Here is a 17,458-nt window from a genome sequence, read left to right on the forward strand (position 1 = left end):
CAGGTCATGTCGTACGGCGTCGTTCGGAGTCGCGCCGTACCGAACGAGTAGTCGGAGCGGGGCCGGACCGAGTTCCGGGGGTCTCGTGTGGCGCCAGTCACAGCAGAGGTCGCGGGCGTCTCGCCCCGCGAACGCGCGGGAAGTGGGCCTAGGCTGGTTGTCAGGACCCGACAAACAGGGGAACAAGGGAATCAAGGGATCATGGCGATTGGGGAAAAGCCCATGTCCGGCCGGCCCCGGCCGTCGATGGCGGACGTCGCCCGGCACGCCGGTGTCGCGCCGCAGACGGTTTCACGCGTGTCCAACGGCCACACGAACGTCGACCCCGCGACGAGGCAGCGGGTCGTGGAGTCGATGCAGGCCCTGGGCTACCGGCCGAACGGAGCCGCACGCGCGCTCAGGAGCGGGCGGTTCAACACGATCGGTGTCATCACCTTCACGCTCAGGACGTACGGGAACACACGCACGCTCGACGCCATCACCAGCGAGGCCGCGCTCGCCAAGTACGCCGTCACCCTCATCCCCGTACCGGACCCGACCATGGGCAGGGTCTCCGGTGCCTACGACCGGCTCAGCGACGCGGCCGTCGACGGAGTGATCCTCGTCTTCGAGGCGCGTTTCCTGGACGACGCGGAGTTCAGCCTCCCCCCGGGGGTCCCGATGGTGGTCGTCGACTCCGACACCGGCCCCGGCTACACCGTGGTGGACACCGATCAGGCACAGGGCGCCCGGCAGGCGACGGAACACCTGCTGGAACTCGGCCACCGGCAGGTGTGGCACATCGCGGGCCCCCCGGCCTCGTTCTCCGCGGCCCACCGGGTCGAGTCCTGGCGGCGCACCCTGGAGGAGGCCGGGATCGTGCCGCCCCCGGTGCTGTACGGCGACTGGACCACCCGGTCCGGATACCGGCACGGGCTGGCCCTGGGGCGCAGGCCGGAGGTCACGGCGATCTTCGCCGCGAACGACCACATGGCGCTCGGTGTCATGCGTGCCCTGCACGAGCTCGGCCGCCGGATTCCCGAGGACGTCAGCGTGGTGGGGTTCGACGACATGGAGGAGGCCCATGCCTTCTGGCCACCGCTGACCACCGTCCGGCAGGACTTCGCCGCGGTCGGCCGGCTCAGCCTCCAGAAGCTGCTGGACAAGATCGGACGCACCGGGCCCGACCTGATCGACAAGACCCTGGTCCCGACCCGGCTGGTGGTCCGCGCGAGTACGGAAGCGCCGCCGGCCTCACCGGAAGGCGAAGCACGGCGGCGCTGAACCGTACGGGCCCTGAGATGTGCTTTCAGGGCCCGTACGGTTCGGATCAGTCAGGTTCGGATCAGTGATCGAGGCGAACAGGTGCCGGAATCAGCTTCTGGCCCACTGCTGGTTGGTGCTTCCGTTGCAGTACCAGACGTCGACCGACGTGCCGTTGCCGGTGCCCGCTCCGGCCGCGTCCAGGCAGAGCGCCGGGTTGGCGACGCTGGTCACCGAGAGGTCCGCGTTCACGTTCCACTGCTGTGCCACCGCGCCGGTGCAGTCGGTGATGACCACGGGGTCGCCCGCCGTGGTGCCGGTGCCTCCCACCGTCATGCACTTGTTGCCGTAGACCGTGAGCTGGTTGTCCGCGTTCCAGTTCCAGATCTGGTTGCCGCCGGCGTTGCAGTCCCAGAGGTCGAGCTGGGTGCCGTTGGTCGTGCTGAAGCCGGGCACGTCGACACAGCGGGTGGAGCCCACCCCGCGCAGGACCTCACCGGGAGGCGCGGGCGGCAGGTTGTTGACGGGCGGGGTCTTGCCGAAGCCGTAGCCCCAGCGCAGCAGCGCGACTCCGGTGGCGCTGTTGTCCACCAGGTTGCCCTTGGCGTCCAGCGACTCGATCGAGTAGGCGTCGCCGTTACGCAGGCCCGGCCAGTACACCAGCCCCATGCCCTTGCTGCGGGCGGTGTTGGCCACGGCCGCGAGGTACGAGGTGTAGATGTTGCCGTTCCACGCCCCGTAGTTCAGACCGATGGTCATCGGGGAGCCGGCCTCGTCGATGATGGTCCGGTTGGTGTACTTGCCGAGACGGGCGCCCAGGTCGGCGGTCCACTCCGCCTGCGTGGTGTAGCTGGCCCAGAAGCCGTAGAAGTGCAGCGACAGCAGCGTTCCCCGCAGGGCGGGTGCCGCGCCGACACCGGTGACGTTGTCGTTGTAGCCGGTGCCGCTGATCACGACACGGCCACGCGGGACGTCCTTGTGCTGGGCCAGCCAGCCGCTGGTGACGGACACCCACTGGTCCAGGGTGTAGCCGTGCGGCTCGTTCATGGGCTCGAAGTAGACGCGCGGGTTGTGCTTGTACTCCCGTACGACCGTGTTCCACATCTTCTTCCAGGCGGCCGTGTCGTCGACCAGCCCGTCCTTGCTGCTGTCGGCCTCCCAGTAGCTGACGATGACCTTGTCACCGTAGGCCGTGGCCGCGTCGATCGTCGCGCGGTACGACTTCCACCAGGTGGTGCCCACGCTCGCCGGGTTGATCGGCAGCCGCAGGGTGTTGGCGCCCAGGTTCTTCTTGAAGCCGCGCACCATCTTGTCCGTGGTGCGGTACACCGTGCGGTAGTTGTCGGTGACCGACAGTCCGCTGGGCACTACGGCGTCACTGGCGTAGTTGTCCCGCGGGTCCGCCCAGTTCACGCCGCGGAAGTCGCTGGTACCACCCTTGGCCGCGGGCTTCGCAGGCTTCACCGGCGCGTGCGAGGGGGCCGACTGAGCGAGGGCGGGGGCGGGAGCGGTCAGGAACATGAGGGTCGCGCCGAGGCCGGCCATGAGCACACTGGCCAGTCGTCTCGACCTCGTCGGGGTCTTGGTCATGTCGTCTCCAGTGACGGAAATCGGAGGTCGGAGTGCGGGTTCGTCACCTGAGTCGACTCGGTGATGAACCATGGTCCGGTTTCAGCTACTCGGACCCGTGTAAACCGGCCATGGTTACGTAACCATGGCCGGACAGTGACACGTCGCCCGCCCCGGTGACAAGACTCGTGACGTTTCCGAAACGCGACAGACTCCTTCGCCGGCCCGCGCCGTTCGGGAACGTCAGCTGTCGGTGGCCGGAGGCAGGGGCGGGCCGGCGATTCGCCGGTGTTCCTGATCAGCCAGTTCACACAGGGCTAGAGCCCCGCAGGTGACGGACAGGGCCTTCGCCTGTTCCACCTGGGCGACGGCTTCGGCCTGGCGACCGGAGGCAGCCAGCGCGGTCCCGGCTGCCAGCCGGGCCATGGCCTCGTTGAGAGGCATCCGGGCCGTACGGAACTCCGCGGCGGCCCGGCACGCGGTGGGCCCCGCTGCCGGGTCCTGCCGGGCGAGTTGCACCTCGGCGCGGGCCAGCAGCGCGAACCCGCGCCGCCCGGGCGGCCCGTCGGGGGTTGCGGCGGCGGCTGCGCGGTCGGCCCAGCTCTCGGCGGCGGTCACGTCACCCAGGGCCAGGTTCGCGACCGTCAGCAGCTGGAACCACGTCGGGCGGACAGGTGCTTCGAACCCGAGCAGGTGCGGGCCGCCGCCCGCTTCGAGCACCTTGCTGACGCAGCCGGCCGGATCGCCGTTGAGCAGCAGCGTATGGCCGAGCATCCCGACGATCGCCGAGCGGCGCGCGCCCGGTGCGGGGCCGACCAGGGCGAGTGACTCCTCACAGATCTTCAGTGCTCCGGCGAAGTCTCCCCGCCACATCAGGACCGCCGCGCTCACCACCTCTGCCAGCGAGCGTGGCTCGCTGCTGCCGACGAGTGATGCCGCCTCCAGGGCGTCGTCGGCGTACGTCGCCGCCTCGTCCAGACGCCCGAGCCACATGAGGGCGTAGGCGGAGGCGGCGAACAGATCGGCGAGCACGAGGCTCTGGCCGGTGCGACGGGACAGCTCCAGGCCTCGGGCGAGATGGCGCAGTGCGGTGTCGTAGCGTTCGTGGAGCAACTCCGCCCAGCCCGTCATGACGATGATGTCCAACCGCCCGGCCAGTTGCTCGTCATCGGCGTCGTCGAACGCTTCCACCACCAGGTCCAGGTAGCCGGTCGACCGGGCGTCGCCGGCGGAGGTGAGCGCCAGAGCCAGCAGCGCGCGGACCGACGTGGTCTGCAGCGGGTCGCCGATACGCTCCGCCGAGTGCAACGCGCGTTCGCCCCAGTGGACGGCCGTGGAGAAGTCGTTCTTACGCAGCGCCACCACCGCGACGCCCAACTCCAGGTCGGCGGTCTCGGGACCGAATCGGCCGTCGTGGTCCGCCAGCTCCCGGAGCAGCAGCGCCGTGGCCTCGTCGTACCGGCCGAGCGCCCACTCCATGGTGGCGCGCAGGGCGGTCAACCGGGCCCGCTGGTCGTGTGCTCGCGCGGGCAGGAGGGAGGCGGCCGTCCGGAGGATGTCGCGGCTCTCCAGCAGTCGTCCGGCCATGCCCAGCGCATTGGCCTGCTGGAGCCACAGTTCGGGCCGCTGCCGGCTCCGCTCGCCGAGCAACCGCAGGGCTTCCCGCGTCCAGTGCGCGGCCGTGGCCGGTGCGATCGTCATCACCTGACGGGCGGCCCGTACGAGTAGGTCGACGGCGTGTTCGTCCCCCACGCGTGCCGAACGCTGGACGTGCGAGGCCTGGGCGGTCAGTGGTGCGCCGTGCAGGGCCAGGCCCTCCGCGGCCCGGGTGTGCGCCTCGATCCGCCAACCGGCGCCCGCCCCCTGGTACACCGCCGCGCGCACCAGCGGATGCCGGAACCGGAACTGGCGCGTGGAGCCGATCTGGCGGACGAGGTCCCGTTCCGCGATCTCGTCCAGGGCGGCAAGGGTCTGTGCCTCACCGGTCCGGGCCACGACCGCCAGCATGTCGGCCTCGAAGGAGTCGCCGAGCACCGCGGCCGCCTGGGTACAGACCCTCGCGGTGGCCGACAGACACCCCAACTCCTCGAGCAGTGCGGCACGCACGGACTGCGGCAGATCTCCGGTCAGGGGACCGAGGTCGGCCGCGGCCGCCGGCGAGCCTTCACCGGCGGTGCTCCGGGTCAGCGCCTCCAGGTAGAACGGGTTGCCGCCGCTGGCCTCGTAAAGTCGCTTGAAACGCCAGTGATCCGTTCTGGCCCCGCACAGTTCCGCTCCCTCGGCCGGGGACAGCGGGCCCAGCTCGACTCTCGCCAGTCGTCCCTCCGTTCCGGCCCGTGCCAGCGCCGCGGCCAGTCGCGGCGGGGCCTGCCGGGGCCGGTAGGCGAGGGCGAGCAGCAGCGGTGTCCTCGGCGGGTGCCGCACCAGGTGGTCGATCAGCTCGGCCGTACCCTCGTCCGTCCACTGCAGGTCGTCCAGGCTGACCACGAGACCGCCGTCCGCGCTCACGGCCTCGAGTAACGTCCGCACCGCCCGGTGGAACCAGTACCGTTCGACCGTCACCGGCTCCGGGCCGGCCGGGAAACGCTCACCGATCGCGGGGAAGACCGTGCCCAGCAGGGCCATCGCGCCGGCCGGTGCTCCGTCCGTCCGGAGCCGACGGAAGTCCACGTTGCCGAGGTGGTCGTCCAGGGCGTCCACGAACGCCCCGTACGGAGCCCGGTCGAACTCCACGCAGCGTCCGGCCAGGGACACGAAACCGCGCCGCCTAGCGCGCTCGCCCAGTTCACCGAGCAGCCGGGTCTTTCCGATGCCCGGTTCCCCGACCACCTCGACCACCCCTGGCGCCCCGGCCAGGGCGTCTTCGATCGCGCTGTCGAGAAGCGCCAACTCCGTTACCCGTCCGATCAGTTGACGCCCTGTCCGGAGCCGCCGCGAAGCCGAGGGACCGGGCGGTGCGCCGCCGTCGCGCCCGGTGGACGCCGACAGGGACAGGGGCGCGGGGCGCGGCACAAGGGCGCGTACGGATCCCGCGGCGCGTCTGGCCTCGGGGTCGGCGGCCGGGACGTTCAGTGCGGGGTCGACGGTGAGTATCTGCTGGTGCAGTCGCTGCAGCGGGAGGCTGGGATCACAGCCGAGTTCGTCGGCCAGCAGGAGCCGGGTGCGCTCGTAGTGGCCGAGGGCGTCGGCCGGGCGCCCGCCGCGGTACAGGGCGAGAATGAACTGGCCGGCCAGTCGTTCGTCCAGTGGGTGTGCCCTCACCCGGGCGGACAACTCGGCAGGCAGTCCGGTGTGGTGACCGCAGCGGAGCCGGACGTCGGTGTGGTCCCGTTCGGCCGCCGTCCGTTCCTTGTCCAGGTGGTCGCGCAGGACGTTGAACCACGGGGTGTCCAGACCCGCGAAGGCGTCTCCCCGCCACAGGCCGAGTGCCTGCCCGAACAGGGCCGCGGCCTGCTCGTCCTCCTCGTTCCGGACGGCCACGCGGGCGCGTCCGGCGAGGTCGTGCAACCGGTGCAGATCCACCGAGGTCGCCTCGACGTCGAGGACGTAGCCACCTGACCGTCGGACGATCTCCGCCCCCTCGGCGACGGCGAGAGCCTGCCGCAGACGGGAGACGTAACCGTAGAGCGTGTTCCGGGCCCGCTGTGGAGGACGGTCGGCCCAGACACGCTCGAGAAGCTGGTCCACCGAGACCACCCGGTTGGCTTCGACGAGCAGCACCGCGAGCACGCATCGCTGCCGGGCGTGACCGAGGTCGACGATCCGGCCGTCCACCCGCGCCTCGACGCTGCCGAGCACATCGAACTCAACCGTCACGGCGCCCCCTTGAGTCACAGGTGCTCACCTTGGCACGGCGCCTTCGACCAGCCAATTCAACGTTCGTACAAGGTTCCCCGACGGTCGGCCGAGCACCGTGGTCCAGGACAGGAACAGCACGACGAAGACCCCGCTCACCCATCGACATCCAGGAGGACAGCCGTGGTCAACGGCATCACGTTCAGAGGCGTCAAGAAGAAGATCGCGATCGCTGCCGCCGCCGCAGGCCTGGTCATGGCCTTCTCCGGCCAGGCTCAGGCGGCGAACTACTGGAAGAGCACGTGGGACGGGTGCGCCTCCGTCGACGGCTCCTACAACTACTGGCAGGTCGGATCAGCCGGCGGCTACGGGCTCTACGACACCAACTGGAACTTCAGCGTCTCGGACAACTGCGCCGACGGCAAGGGCGCGGGGCTCTACACCACCTACCAGAAGTGGGAGAACGGAGGCTGGAACTACCACGGTTACACCAAGCTCGGCTCGGACAGCGACGGCGCCAACGGCAATTCGGCCTCCGTCAGCGGCAACGGGCACAACGTCCGCGACGTGAAGCTGTACGTCTGCTTCGTCGGTGACGGCAACTCCTGCGTGTCGCTGTTCTAGCGACCCCGCCCGAGGAACCGGCCCCGGCGGCGACATCCCGTAGCGCACAGTGACGGCGGGGACCACGGCACCCGGAGGAGGGGCCGGTGCGGTGGGGGCAGCAGGGGCCCAGGTGTGCCCGTTCTCCGCGTGGAGGACGGGCACACCGGCATGGAGATCAGGCCCGCACGTCTCGCCGCAGATGTGGAACACCCCAGCAGCAACGTGCTGTTCCCACGGCCGCAGGGCGCGTGACCGACATCGGCCGTCTCCCGAAATCCACCATGTATGCGTCTGAAGTGCATCACCAACGCCTACGATTAACCATCCATGGAAGATGATTCGCCGGAAGACGAGTGATGGCTGACGCTGACCTGAAGCTGCTGTACCGCGAACTGGTCTCGCTGGAGATCGAGCTGTGGGACGGCATCGAGGGGCGGTTGAAGGTTGAGTACGACCTGCCGCTGACCTCGTTCGAGGTGCTGCACCTGCTGCTGCGGCAGCCCGGTCGCCGTATCCAGGACATCGCGGAGAAGTTCTCGATCACGGTGGGCGGCACGAGCAAGGTGGTCGACCGTCTGGAGACGGCCGGCCTGTGCGAGCGGCGGGCCAATCCGGACGACCGCCGTTCCTCGATCGTCGAGCTGACGCCCGCGGGCCGGAAGCTGGTGGACGGGGCGTTGAAGGTCTTCGAGGAGGAGCTGGAACTGCGTATCGGGTCGGTGATTCCCGAGCGGTCCGTACGCGAGGTGACCGCCGTCCTCAGCACGCTGCGGGCAGCCGGCCGCACCCTGGACGCGGAACGGAAGGCCGCCGCGCGGACACCGAAGCAGCCCGGCCGACCCGCATCGTGAGCCGCGGCGGGCCGGCGGTGCCGGTGAGCCCCCGATTCAGTCGGAGATACCGGCGAAGGCGATGACTTTGTCGACTCGGCCTCGGACGAGAAGATTTCCGGGGCCGCCGTTGCGTACGGCGTACTCCTCGGCGCGGCCGTCACCCATGTAGCGGGCGCCGAGGAGTCCGCCCCAGCGCAGCATGTCGTCGGGGTCCTCGGAGATCTCCGCCCGTCCTTGGAGCAGGACGAAAGCGTACGGTGGCCGGTCCTCGTCGACACAGAGGGCGAACCGTCCGTCGCGGGTGAGGTTGCGGCCCTTGACGCCGTCCTTCTCGGTGGTGAGCACGATGTCGTCGCCGTCGAGGAGGAACCAGACCGGTGTCACATGGGGGTTCCCGTCGGCGCGGACGGTGGACAGCTTGCCGGTGCGAGTGCCGTGCGTGACGAACGCCCGCCACTGCTGCTCGGTCATCTTCCGCATGGGGGTTGCCTTTCGCGTGCGTACGACTTGACTCGTGGGCCGTCTTCGGCGGCCGCCGTCGGCCACGAGCGTGAAGCGGGGAGGGCGCGGTCCCCAGGGGCCGCTCAGGGGGCGGGCGCGGAGAAGACGCCGAAGTGGTTGCCGGCGGTGTCCCGCAGCCGGGCGAAGGTGAAGCCGGCAGAGTCGGAAACCGGCTCCATGAGGACCTCGGCGCCGAGGTCCTTGCCGCGCTTGACGGTCGCGGCGACATCCTGGACCAGGACGTAGAAGATCGCGTAGTTGGGGAAGCCGCCCTGCGAGTCCCACACACCGCCCGACACCTGCGGGGCACCCGGCGCCATCACCGAGTGATAGGTGACCCCCGGGGTGTTGGTGTTGAGGACGTACTTCCAGTCGAAGAGCTCGCCGTAGAACTCCTGGACCTTCTCCGGCTGGTCGGTGCCGAACTCGAACCAGGCGACCGAGTTGAAGGTGGGGGCGGTCATGACACTCACTCCTTGGGGCTGCGGGTCGACTCGGCGTCCAGCAAACCATTTACATTCCATGGAAGCAACTTCCTTCAATTATTCTTCCATGGACAGGAAACGGACCGGCTGGGCCGACAGGAGGAAGCGGTCGTGGAGCGGGCCGAGATCGAGGCGAAGCCCCGCTCACCGGACCGGACCTGGCCGAGGGCCGGACAGTGGCCGGCCGAGACCGGTCTCCGACCGTGACCACTGAAGCGACGCGGCCTGCGACGGACACGGCCTGGGCCGACCCGGCTGGCAGGGCTCGGCCCCGCTCGGTCTAGCTCTCTGCCGGGTGCAGATGGCGGTTGAGATAGCGGGCGGTGACGCTGTGCGGATCGGATGAGAGGTCGTCGGGTGTTCCGGTGGCGACGACGGTCCCGCCGGCACTGCCGCCTCCGGGGCCCATGTCGATGACGTGGTCGGCGTTGGCGATCATGTCCAGGTCGTGTTCGATGACGATGACCGTGGCGCCGTTGTCGCTCAGTCTCTGGAGGACGTTCAGTAGCGTGCGGATGTCGAGGGGGTGGAGCCCGACGCTTGGTTCGTCCAGGACGAAGAGGGTGTCGGACTGGTTCCGGGTCAGCTCGGTGGCGAGCTTCAGCCGCTGTGCCTCACCGCCGGAGAGAGCCGGCGTGTCCTCACCGAGGGTGAGATACCCGAGTCCGAGGTCGATGAGGGCCTGGAGCCGGGTTCTCACGCGGCGGATGTCTCCGACCAGCTCGATCGCCTGCCTGACGGTGAGGGCGAGCAGTTCGGGCAAGGAGACTCCGTCTTCCGGGTTCCCGGCGGTCGGACGGCGGATGTCAACGGCTGCGGGGGCGTACCGGGTGCCGTCGCATACGGGGCAGGCGATGTCGACATCCGGCAGGAACTGGACGTCGAGGGAGACCTGGCCGGTGCCCTCGCACCGGGGGCAGCGCAGGGAGCCGGTGTTGTAGGAGAAGTCCGCGGCGGTGAGCCCCCGCTGCCTGGCTGCGTCGATGGCGGCGTAGGCGCGGCGCAGGTCGTCGAGGATGCCGCTGTAGGTGGCGACGGTGGAGCGGACGTTGACGCCGATGGGGGTGGCGTCGACCGTGTTCACCCGGGTGATCGACTGCGCGTCCACCGCGGCCACATGGTCGGGCAGCGCTCTGCCGGCGGCTTTCGCCTGGAGCGCGGGAACCAGGCTTTCGAGGATCAGCGTGGTCTTGCCGGAGCCGGACACTCCGGTCACCGCGGTCAGGCGGCCCTGGGGGATGTCGACGTCCAGGGCGTGCACGGTGTGCAGGGGCCGGGTGGAGAGGTGGATGCGGCCTTGGTCGAACAGCTCGTCGCGGCCGGCCCGTCGGCGGACGAGGACGGGTTCGCGGCCGGTGAGGAATCCACCGATCAGGGAGTCGGGGTCCTTACCGAGAGCGGCGACGTCACCGGTGGCCAGGACGGTCCCGCCTTCGGTGCCTGAGCCGGGGCCGATCTCGATGAGCCAGTCGGCTTCGCGCAGGACCTGGACATCGTGGTCGACGAGGACCACGGAGTTGCCGTCGCGGAGCAGGTCGCGCATGACACCGAGCAGGCCGTCCACGTTCGAGGGGTGCAGTCCGATGGAGGGTTCGTCGAGGACGTAGAGCACGCCGGTGGTCTGGTTGCGTACGGCGCGAGCCAGTTGGACGCGTTGCCGTTCGCCGGTCGACAGGGTGGAGCTCGCACGGTCCAGGGCGAGATAGCCGAGGCCGAGTTCGACCAGGCGGCGGGCGGTCTCCAGCAGGGTGGCGACGATGTTCCGTGCCATCTGGCGCATCTCGGGCGGCAGGGTATCCGCGAGGCCGGGGGCCCAGTCGACGAGTTCGTCGAGCGTCTTCGCGGTGGCTTCGGCGAGGTCGACGCCGTCGACGAGGGTGGCACGGGCCTGCTCGCTGAGCCGGGTGCCGTGGCAGTCCGGACACACCTGGGCGCTGATGAACCTGTTCACACGGTTCAGCCCGCGTTCGGTGGTGGCGTTGTTCAGCGCCTCCTCGACGGCCCGGCGGGCGTTGCGGTAGGTGAAGTCCAGCTCGAAGAACTTGCCGTTCTTGGACCGGACACTGATGTGCCGCTGCTCCGCGGGGCCGTGCATGACGGTGTCGCGCTCGCGTGCGGTCAGTTCTGTGTACGGCACGTCGGTGCGCACCCCGAACTCGGCGACGACCTGAGGCATCACCGTCAACCCGAACATCGACCACGGAGCCACCGCCCCCTCGGCGATGGTGCGTTGCGGATCGGGGACGAGAGCCGCTTCGTCGACCTCCCGGACCGTGCCGGTACCGGTGCACCGCGGACATGCGCCGTCCGAGTTGAAGGCCAGCGACTCCGCGCCCGGCGGGTAGAACGTCACCTCGCACACAGGGCAGGTCAGGTCCAGCCCCGCGGCCACGTCGATCGTCGGGTCCTGCCGGTGGCCGTTGGGGCACAGGTGTGATCCCAGCCGGGAGAACAGCAGGCGCAGCACGTTGAGCAGTTCGGTCGACGTGCCGAAGGTGCTGCGCACCCCGGGCACCGAGGGCCGCTGCCGCAGGGCGAGGGCCGCGGGCACGTGCTCGACGCTGTCCACCGACGCACGCGGCGCCTGCGACATACGTCGGCGGGTGTACGTGGACAGCGCCTCGATGTAGCGCCGTGAGCCCTCCGCGTACAGCACCCCCATCGCCAGCGACGACTTCCCGGAGCCGGACACCCCTGCCACCGCGACGAGCCGGCGCAGCGGCACCGTCACGTCGACGTTCTTCAGGTTGTGGACCTTCGCCCCGTGCACCTGGATGAACAGTGGCGGATCCGCCGCGCCCGCCCCTTGTGCACCCGAGGCTCCGGGTCGTCCGTCGCCGCCTGCTACCTCGTCGTGCGCCATCGCTTCTCCTCCTGAGCGTGTCGTCCGGTGGTCTTCGGCCTCCGGGACGGACGAGTGCTCACAGCATCCGGCGAATCAGCATAACCGGAACATGATTCCTAAGATATTACTTCCATGGAATCAAACAACGGGCGCTGGCACCTCAGCCGTGTTCGGCCCCATGGCCGGCTTCCTCGACCGGTGGGGTGGCGGGGACGGGGACGTGCGGGGGCAGCAGCCCCTCGGCGCGCAGGCCGTCCCAGACCGCGGCCGGTACCGTTCGCCGCAGCTGGTCCACCGTGTCGCGGACCTCCTCGGCGCAGCGCGCGCCGGACAGCACGCTCGCGACCGCCGGGTGGCCCGACGGGAAGCGCAGAGCGGCTGCGCGCAGCGGTACGCCGTGGCGTTCGGTGACCGTCTTCATACGCAGGGCCCGGTCCAGTACGTGCGGCGGGGCGGGCGCGTAGTCGTACGTCGCCCCGGGCTCGGGGTCGGTGAGCAGACCCGAGTTGAACACCCCGCCGACGATGACGCTCCTGCCACGGTCGGCGGCTTCCGGCAGTACCTCAGCGAGCCCCTCCTGCTCCAGCAGGGTGTAGCGGCCGGCGAGCAGCACCACGTCGATGTCGGTCTCGCGCAGAAAGCGGACGGGGAGCGCGCACTGGTTCACTCCGAGGCCGATCGCCTTGACGACACCTTCGGCGCGCAGCCGTTCCAGCGCCGGGTAGGCCTCGGTGAGAGCCTGCTCCGCGTGGTGGTCCGGGTCGTGCAGCAGGGCGGTGTCCACCCGGTCCAGGCCGAGGCGGTCGAGGCTGGCTTCGAGGGAGCGCAGGACTCCGTCGGAGCTGAAGTCCCAGACTCGGCGGTGTGCGGCGGGCACCGCGAAGCCGTGGGCGAGATCGTCGTCGCGACTGCCTTCGGGGTTGGGTTCGAGCAGCCGCCCGACCTTGGTGGAGACGGTGTACGTGTCGCGGTCGCGGTCGCGCAGCGCGGTGCCCAGACGTCGCTCGGACAGCCCGAGTCCGTAGTGCGGGGCGGTGTCGAAGGTGCGTACGCCCGCGTCCCAGGCCGCTTCCACCGTGGCGTGGGCGGCCTCGTCGGTGACCGGGCGGAAGAGGTTGCCGATGCCGGCGGCTCCGAACGACAGCTCGGTGACCCTGACACCGGTGGCGCCCAACGTGGTCACTCTCATGCTCATGCGCCGACCGCCGGGCGCGGCCGCAGCCCCCGCATGGCACCGTCGACGGCGAGGGCGATGCCGGTGACGGAGGCCGCGGCGGGGCTCGCCAGGTGGACGACGGCCGCCGCCACTTCGTCCGCGGTGTCCAGGAGCCAGGTCCCCCAGGGTGTGTCGGCGGTGCCGGGGTTGACGCAGTCGACGCGGATGCCCTCACGAACACGGTCCGCGGCCGTCGCCAGGGTCAGCGACAGCACTGCCCCCTTGCCGACGGGGTACAGGGCGCGCCGGGGAAGGCCCGCGGCGGACGCGATGGAGCAGGTGTTGACGATCGCCGCGTGCGACGAGCGCCGCAGATACGGCAGGGCGGCCCGGGTGGTGCGCACCGTCCCGAGGACGTTGACGTCGAGAACGCGGTGCCACTCCGCGTCCGGATTGTCCTCGACGGTACCGCCGGCGCCGATGCCCGCGTTGTTGACCGGGATGTCCAGGCCGCCGAGCTGCCCGGCCGTGGCGTCCACGGCGGTACGTACCGATGTGTCGTCAGTGAGGTCGGCCCTGATGGCGATCAACGGCTCGGGGGCGCCAGGGGGGTCGAGGTCGATGACGGCCTTGAGCCCCGACAGGCCGCTCGTACTGCTCAAAGGGGTGCCTTTCACTCTTGCGAGGGTCTGGCGCCGGCTGCCCAGGCCGTCGACGGAGCCGACCTCGTCGGCGGTCACGAGCCGGGGCCCGAGCGGGTTGGAGGTCTCGCGGGACTGGGCAGATGCCAGATCTCGGTCAGGTCGGACCAGTTGCCCCCGGTGCCGGTGTCGGTCCAGGGCTCCTGGCAGGGGCCGGTGAGCTTCCACCAGGTCTGGGTGGCCGTGTCGGCGGCGATCGCCGCCATGTCGGCCTCGAAGTCGTCGCCGTGGTACTCGAAGTAGCCGAACAGCGTGTTCTCGCGCAGAAAGATGCTGTAGTTGCGGATGTTCGCTGCCCTGAGCGCGGTCTCGACGTCCGGCCAGACCGCGGAGTGCAGGCGCAGATACAGCTCACGGTGCTCCGGCCGCAGGCGGATCGTCTGGGCGACGCGTTTCATCGGGTCCTTCCGGTGGGTGTGGGCCTCGTTGCCGGACAGCCCGGATCGACGAGGGGCGGCCGCCGCCTCACTCCTTCGTCGCGCCGGCGAGCATGCCGGACACCAGGGCCCGTTGGGAGAAGAGGAAGACGATCAGCACGGGGACGATGGTCACCAGGGTGGCCAGGGCCAGTTCGGGCCGCATGATCTGGTTTCCCGTGCCGCTGGAGGTGTTGAACAGCGGTGAGGCGGCGAGCAGGTTGTTCAGCCCCACCTGCGCCGGGTACTGGGAGCTGTCGGGCAGCATCACGAACGGCAGGAAGAAGTTGTTCCAGTTGCCGACGAAGTTGAAGAAGCCGACCAGGGCGATCACGGGCTTGGCCAGCGGCATCGCGACGAGCCGGAAGACCTGCCATTCCGAGCAGCCGTCGATCCGTGCTGCGGACAGCAGGTCGGACGGGACGTTGGCGGAGAAGTAGATGTAGGTGAGGTAGACCCCGAACGGGAAGAAGGAGAAGGGCAGGATCACCGACCAGATCGTGCCGTCCAGGTGCACGGCGTTCATCCCCAGGTACAGGGGCAGCACCATCGCGGCCGTCGGCATGAGCATCACGAGCATGGTGATGGTCAGCAGCATCCGGCGCCCGATGAACCGGGTGAGAGCCAGCGCGTACCCGGCGGGGATCGATGTCACGAGGGTGATGACCAGTGCGCCGAACGTGTAGAGCGCCGAGTTCAGCAGCCAGGTGAGGATCGCGCCGTCCTGGAACGCGTAGAGATGGTGCCAGGCGTCGGCGACCGCGCCTGGAGAGCCGAAGGAGAACGGGTTGTCCCGCACGATCTGGCCGTCGGACTTGGTCGGGGCCAGCAGGAGCCACACCACCGGCACACAGAAGAACAGCACGGACAGGCCCATGACGACGAACCAGGCCAGCCGGGCGGCCAGTGGGCGTGGGCGGCGCGTCCGGCGCATTGGCTTCCTCGGGCTGGTGCGGTCGCCGGCGGTGTGACGCGGCTGGGTTCGGCGGGCCGCGGCCGCGGGAGGCGTGGTCATCCTTCGTCCTTGGAGAACAGGCCGGTACGGAAGACGACGAGCGCCGCGCAGGCGAGGCCCAGGACGAGGAGGTCGACGGAGAGCGCCGCCGCGCCGTTGAAGTCGCCTGCCTGGAAGGCGTACTGGTAGGAGAGCTGGTTCGGTGACCAGCTGTCGGGGATCATGCCCCAGCTGGCGAGAGAGACCAGTTGTGGCTCGACGAAGAGCTGGGTGCCGGCCGCGAAGGCGAGGATCAGCATGTACGCGATCCACTTGGTGATCATGGGGATCTGGATGCGCAGGGCGATCTGGAGCGTGCCGGCGCCGTCGATGCGGGCGGCCTCCAGGATCTCGTCCGGGATGCTGTTGAGCGCGCCGTACATGACCACGATCCAGCCGCCGGCCCCGGTCCAGAAGGCGATGACGGTGAAGAGCACGGGCAGGTGGCCGGGGGCGTTGACCTGGGCGAGGGTGTTCCAGCCGAAGCTCTTCAGCAGCCAGCCGACGGGGCTGGCAGCCGGGTCGAGAAGGATCAGGAAGAGCAGGACACTCGCCACCCCGGCGAGGGCGCCCGGCAGGTAGAACAGGAACCGCAGACCGGTGGAGGCCCTGCGCATGCGGCCGTGCAGCATCAGGGAGAGCAGCACCACCAGGATCATCAGGCTGGCCAGCCACACCACGAGGTACAGGCCGATGTGGAGGAAGGCCGGACCGAAGCGGTAGTCGGTGAACGTGCGGGTGAAGTTGCCGATCCCGACGAGCTGGTTGCGGGAGTTGGACAGCGCCAGCCACACGGCGTAACAGGTGGGCAGGACGCCGAAGGCGAGCAGGAGGAGGACGTAGCCGGAGACGAAGACGTAACCGGCGCGTCCGACCGGGTTGCGGGCCGAGCGGCCGCGTCGGCGGCCGCTCCGCTCCGTTGCGGGGTGGGTGGTCATTGGTCCGCTTCGCTAGTTGACGGTGTAGCCGAGGGACTTGGCCTTGTCGGTGATGGCCGTCTGCCAGGTGCCGAGGGTGTCGGTGAGGGTCTTGCCCGAGTTCAGGGCAGGGATCACGGTGGAGGAGTAGATCGCCTCCTGGCTGTACTGGGTGGCGGACCAGCCGGGCCAGACGAGTTCGGCCGCCTCCTGGAAGACCGGGCCGACGTCCTCGGCGAAGTAACCGGTCTCCTTCTGGCCGGCGAGCCAGGCGACGGCCGCCTTCTTGTACGCGGGATACGTGCCCGCGGTGGCCTGGTAGTCGTCGGAGGTCGCCATCCAGGTCACCAGGTCGGAAGCCGCCTTGAGGTTCTTGCTGTGGGAGGAGACGAACCACAGACCACCGCCGACGTTGCCGGTGTAGTTCTTGGCGTCGCTCTCGAACTTCAGCGGTGAGGCGGCGGCAATCTGCCCCTTGGGGATCTTGAAGGTGGAGTTGAAGAGCACCTGGCCGAACCAGGAGGGGCCGGGGAGCATGAGGACCTTGTTCGCCTTGTCCTTGATGAAGCCGGCGCTGAAGACGGTGTCCTTGGAGACCGAGCCCTTGGCGATCAGGTTGTCGAGCAGTTCGGCCATCCTGGTGCACTGGGAAGCCCGCAGATCGACCTTGACCTGCTTGGCGCCGGTCGCCGTGCTGGCAGGGCACTGGCTCGCCCAGAAGTACACCTCGGGACTCCAGGCGTCCCCGGCGGTTCCGACCAGGTAGCCGGGGTGCTCCTCGGCGACCTTCTTGCCGAGTGCCTCGTACTCCTCCCAGGTGGCCGGGACGGAGTACCCGAACTTGTCCAGAAGCTTCTTGTTGTACCAGAGCACGTTCTGCGCCAGGTCGTTGCGCAGGCAGTAGGTGTCGCCGTTGAAGGTGCACGGGTTGAGCGCGCCGTCGGCGAAGCCGTCGAGGGTGGTCTTCCGGATGATGTCCCGGTTGACGGGGGCGGCGTAGGGCGTCTTGCCCTGCGAGGCCCAGCTGCCGTCGTTGACGTTCGCGCTGAAGGCCACGTCGGGCCAGCCGCTGCCGGTCCGGTCGAACAGCTGCACCTTGGTCTGCAGGTCGTTGGCCCCGTTCGCGTCGCCGCTGTACGTGACGATCTTCATCTTCACGTCCGGGTGCGCCTTCTGGTACGCCTGCACGCCGGGTACACGGCCGGCGTCCGCCCAGACCGTGATCTCACTGCCTGCCTGCTGCTCCACGGGCTTGAATGCCGCGGGGGAGGAAGTCGCCGCGGGTGTGGGGTCCGCGCTGCCGCAGGCAGCGAGCGCGAGCAGGGAGACGGCGCCCAGGACGGCGACGGCCGTGTGTCTGAGCTGGCGGCGGGAGGAAACCGGAACGTCGTCGTTCAT

14 protein-coding genes are annotated in these 17,458 nt (G+C 69.6%); 3 read left to right on the forward strand and 11 right to left on the reverse strand.

Annotated features, from left to right (window positions below; genetic code table 11):
* The first annotated feature begins 201 nt into the window (after positions 1 to 201).
* The gene (locus STRTUCAR8_RS13475; RefSeq protein WP_006376335.1) at positions 202 to 1,263 is read left to right on the forward strand and encodes a LacI family DNA-binding transcriptional regulator; all 1,062 of its coding nucleotides are present in this window, start codon (positions 202 to 204) and stop codon (positions 1,261 to 1,263) included.
* A gap of 90 nt (positions 1,264 to 1,353) precedes the next feature.
* Here STRTUCAR8_RS13475 and STRTUCAR8_RS13480 read toward each other — a convergent pair whose 3' ends face one another.
* Positions 1,354 to 2,832, reverse strand: coding sequence for a ricin-type beta-trefoil lectin domain protein (locus tag STRTUCAR8_RS13480; RefSeq protein WP_044472129.1), 1,479 nt, complete (start codon positions 2,830 to 2,832; stop codon positions 1,354 to 1,356).
* Positions 2,833 to 3,054: 222 nt separating this feature from the next.
* The gene (locus STRTUCAR8_RS48215; RefSeq protein ID WP_048818754.1) at positions 3,055 to 6,627 is read right to left on the reverse strand and encodes an ATP-binding protein; all 3,573 of its coding nucleotides are present in this window, start codon (positions 6,625 to 6,627) and stop codon (positions 3,055 to 3,057) included.
* 162 nt (positions 6,628 to 6,789) lie between these two features.
* On the opposite strand from STRTUCAR8_RS48215, the gene STRTUCAR8_RS13490 reads away from it, so the two are divergent.
* Both STRTUCAR8_RS13490 and STRTUCAR8_RS13495 read left to right on the forward strand, forming a co-directional pair.
* Positions 6,790 to 7,230 carry a hypothetical protein gene (locus STRTUCAR8_RS13490; protein WP_006376194.1) on the forward strand — a complete coding sequence of 147 codons (441 nt, stop codon included), beginning with the start codon at positions 6,790 to 6,792 and terminating at the stop codon, positions 7,228 to 7,230.
* 338 nt (positions 7,231 to 7,568) lie between these two features.
* A complete protein-coding gene (locus tag STRTUCAR8_RS13495) occupies positions 7,569 to 8,063 on the forward strand; it encodes a MarR family winged helix-turn-helix transcriptional regulator (protein ID WP_044472130.1) in 495 nt (164 codons plus the stop codon).
* Between the two features lie 36 nt (positions 8,064 to 8,099).
* On the opposite strand, the gene STRTUCAR8_RS13500 is transcribed toward STRTUCAR8_RS13495, so the two are convergent.
* The 9 genes from STRTUCAR8_RS13500 to STRTUCAR8_RS13540 all read right to left on the reverse strand — a co-directional run bounded on the left by STRTUCAR8_RS13500 (position 8,100) and on the right by STRTUCAR8_RS13540 (position 17,458).
* Positions 8,100 to 8,525 (reverse strand): PPOX class F420-dependent oxidoreductase, encoded by a 426-nt coding sequence (locus tag STRTUCAR8_RS13500; protein WP_006376216.1) that lies wholly within the window; start codon positions 8,523 to 8,525, stop codon positions 8,100 to 8,102.
* Positions 8,526 to 8,629: 104 nt separating this feature from the next.
* Positions 8,630 to 9,010 carry a VOC family protein gene (locus STRTUCAR8_RS13505; protein ID WP_006376259.1) on the reverse strand — a complete coding sequence of 127 codons (381 nt, stop codon included), beginning with the start codon at positions 9,008 to 9,010 and terminating at the stop codon, positions 8,630 to 8,632.
* Between the two features lie 301 nt (positions 9,011 to 9,311).
* Positions 9,312 to 11,894: an excinuclease ABC subunit UvrA gene (locus STRTUCAR8_RS13510; protein ID WP_006376314.1), complete on the reverse strand. Its 2,583-nt coding sequence runs from the start codon at positions 11,892 to 11,894 to the stop codon at positions 9,312 to 9,314.
* Positions 11,895 to 12,036: 142 nt separating this feature from the next.
* Entirely contained in the window at positions 12,037 to 13,065 is a 1,029-nt protein-coding gene (locus STRTUCAR8_RS13515; RefSeq protein WP_044472131.1) for an aldo/keto reductase, read from the reverse strand.
* A 2-nt stretch (positions 13,066 to 13,067) separates the two neighbouring features.
* Entirely contained in the window at positions 13,068 to 13,772 is a 705-nt protein-coding gene (locus STRTUCAR8_RS13520; RefSeq protein WP_006376223.1) for an SDR family NAD(P)-dependent oxidoreductase, read from the reverse strand.
* On the reverse strand, positions 13,769 to 14,131 hold the full coding sequence (locus STRTUCAR8_RS13525; RefSeq protein ID WP_006376295.1) for an L-rhamnose mutarotase: 363 nt from the start codon (positions 14,129 to 14,131) through the stop codon (positions 13,769 to 13,771). The genes STRTUCAR8_RS13520 and STRTUCAR8_RS13525 overlap by 4 nt, the downstream gene beginning before the upstream one ends.
* A gap of 67 nt (positions 14,132 to 14,198) precedes the next feature.
* Entirely contained in the window at positions 14,199 to 15,083 is an 885-nt protein-coding gene (locus tag STRTUCAR8_RS13530; RefSeq protein WP_006376237.1) for a carbohydrate ABC transporter permease, read from the reverse strand.
* A 77-nt stretch (positions 15,084 to 15,160) separates the two neighbouring features.
* The gene (locus tag STRTUCAR8_RS13535; protein ID WP_006376324.1) at positions 15,161 to 16,081 is read right to left on the reverse strand and encodes a carbohydrate ABC transporter permease; all 921 of its coding nucleotides are present in this window, start codon (positions 16,079 to 16,081) and stop codon (positions 15,161 to 15,163) included.
* Between the two features lie 12 nt (positions 16,082 to 16,093).
* Positions 16,094 to 17,458, reverse strand: coding sequence for an ABC transporter substrate-binding protein (locus tag STRTUCAR8_RS13540; protein WP_006376332.1), 1,365 nt, complete (start codon positions 17,456 to 17,458; stop codon positions 16,094 to 16,096).

Origin of the sequence: Streptomyces turgidiscabies Car8 (assembly GCF_000331005.1) — a bacterium.
Lineage (GTDB): Bacteria > Actinomycetota > Actinomycetes > Streptomycetales > Streptomycetaceae > Streptomyces > Streptomyces turgidiscabies.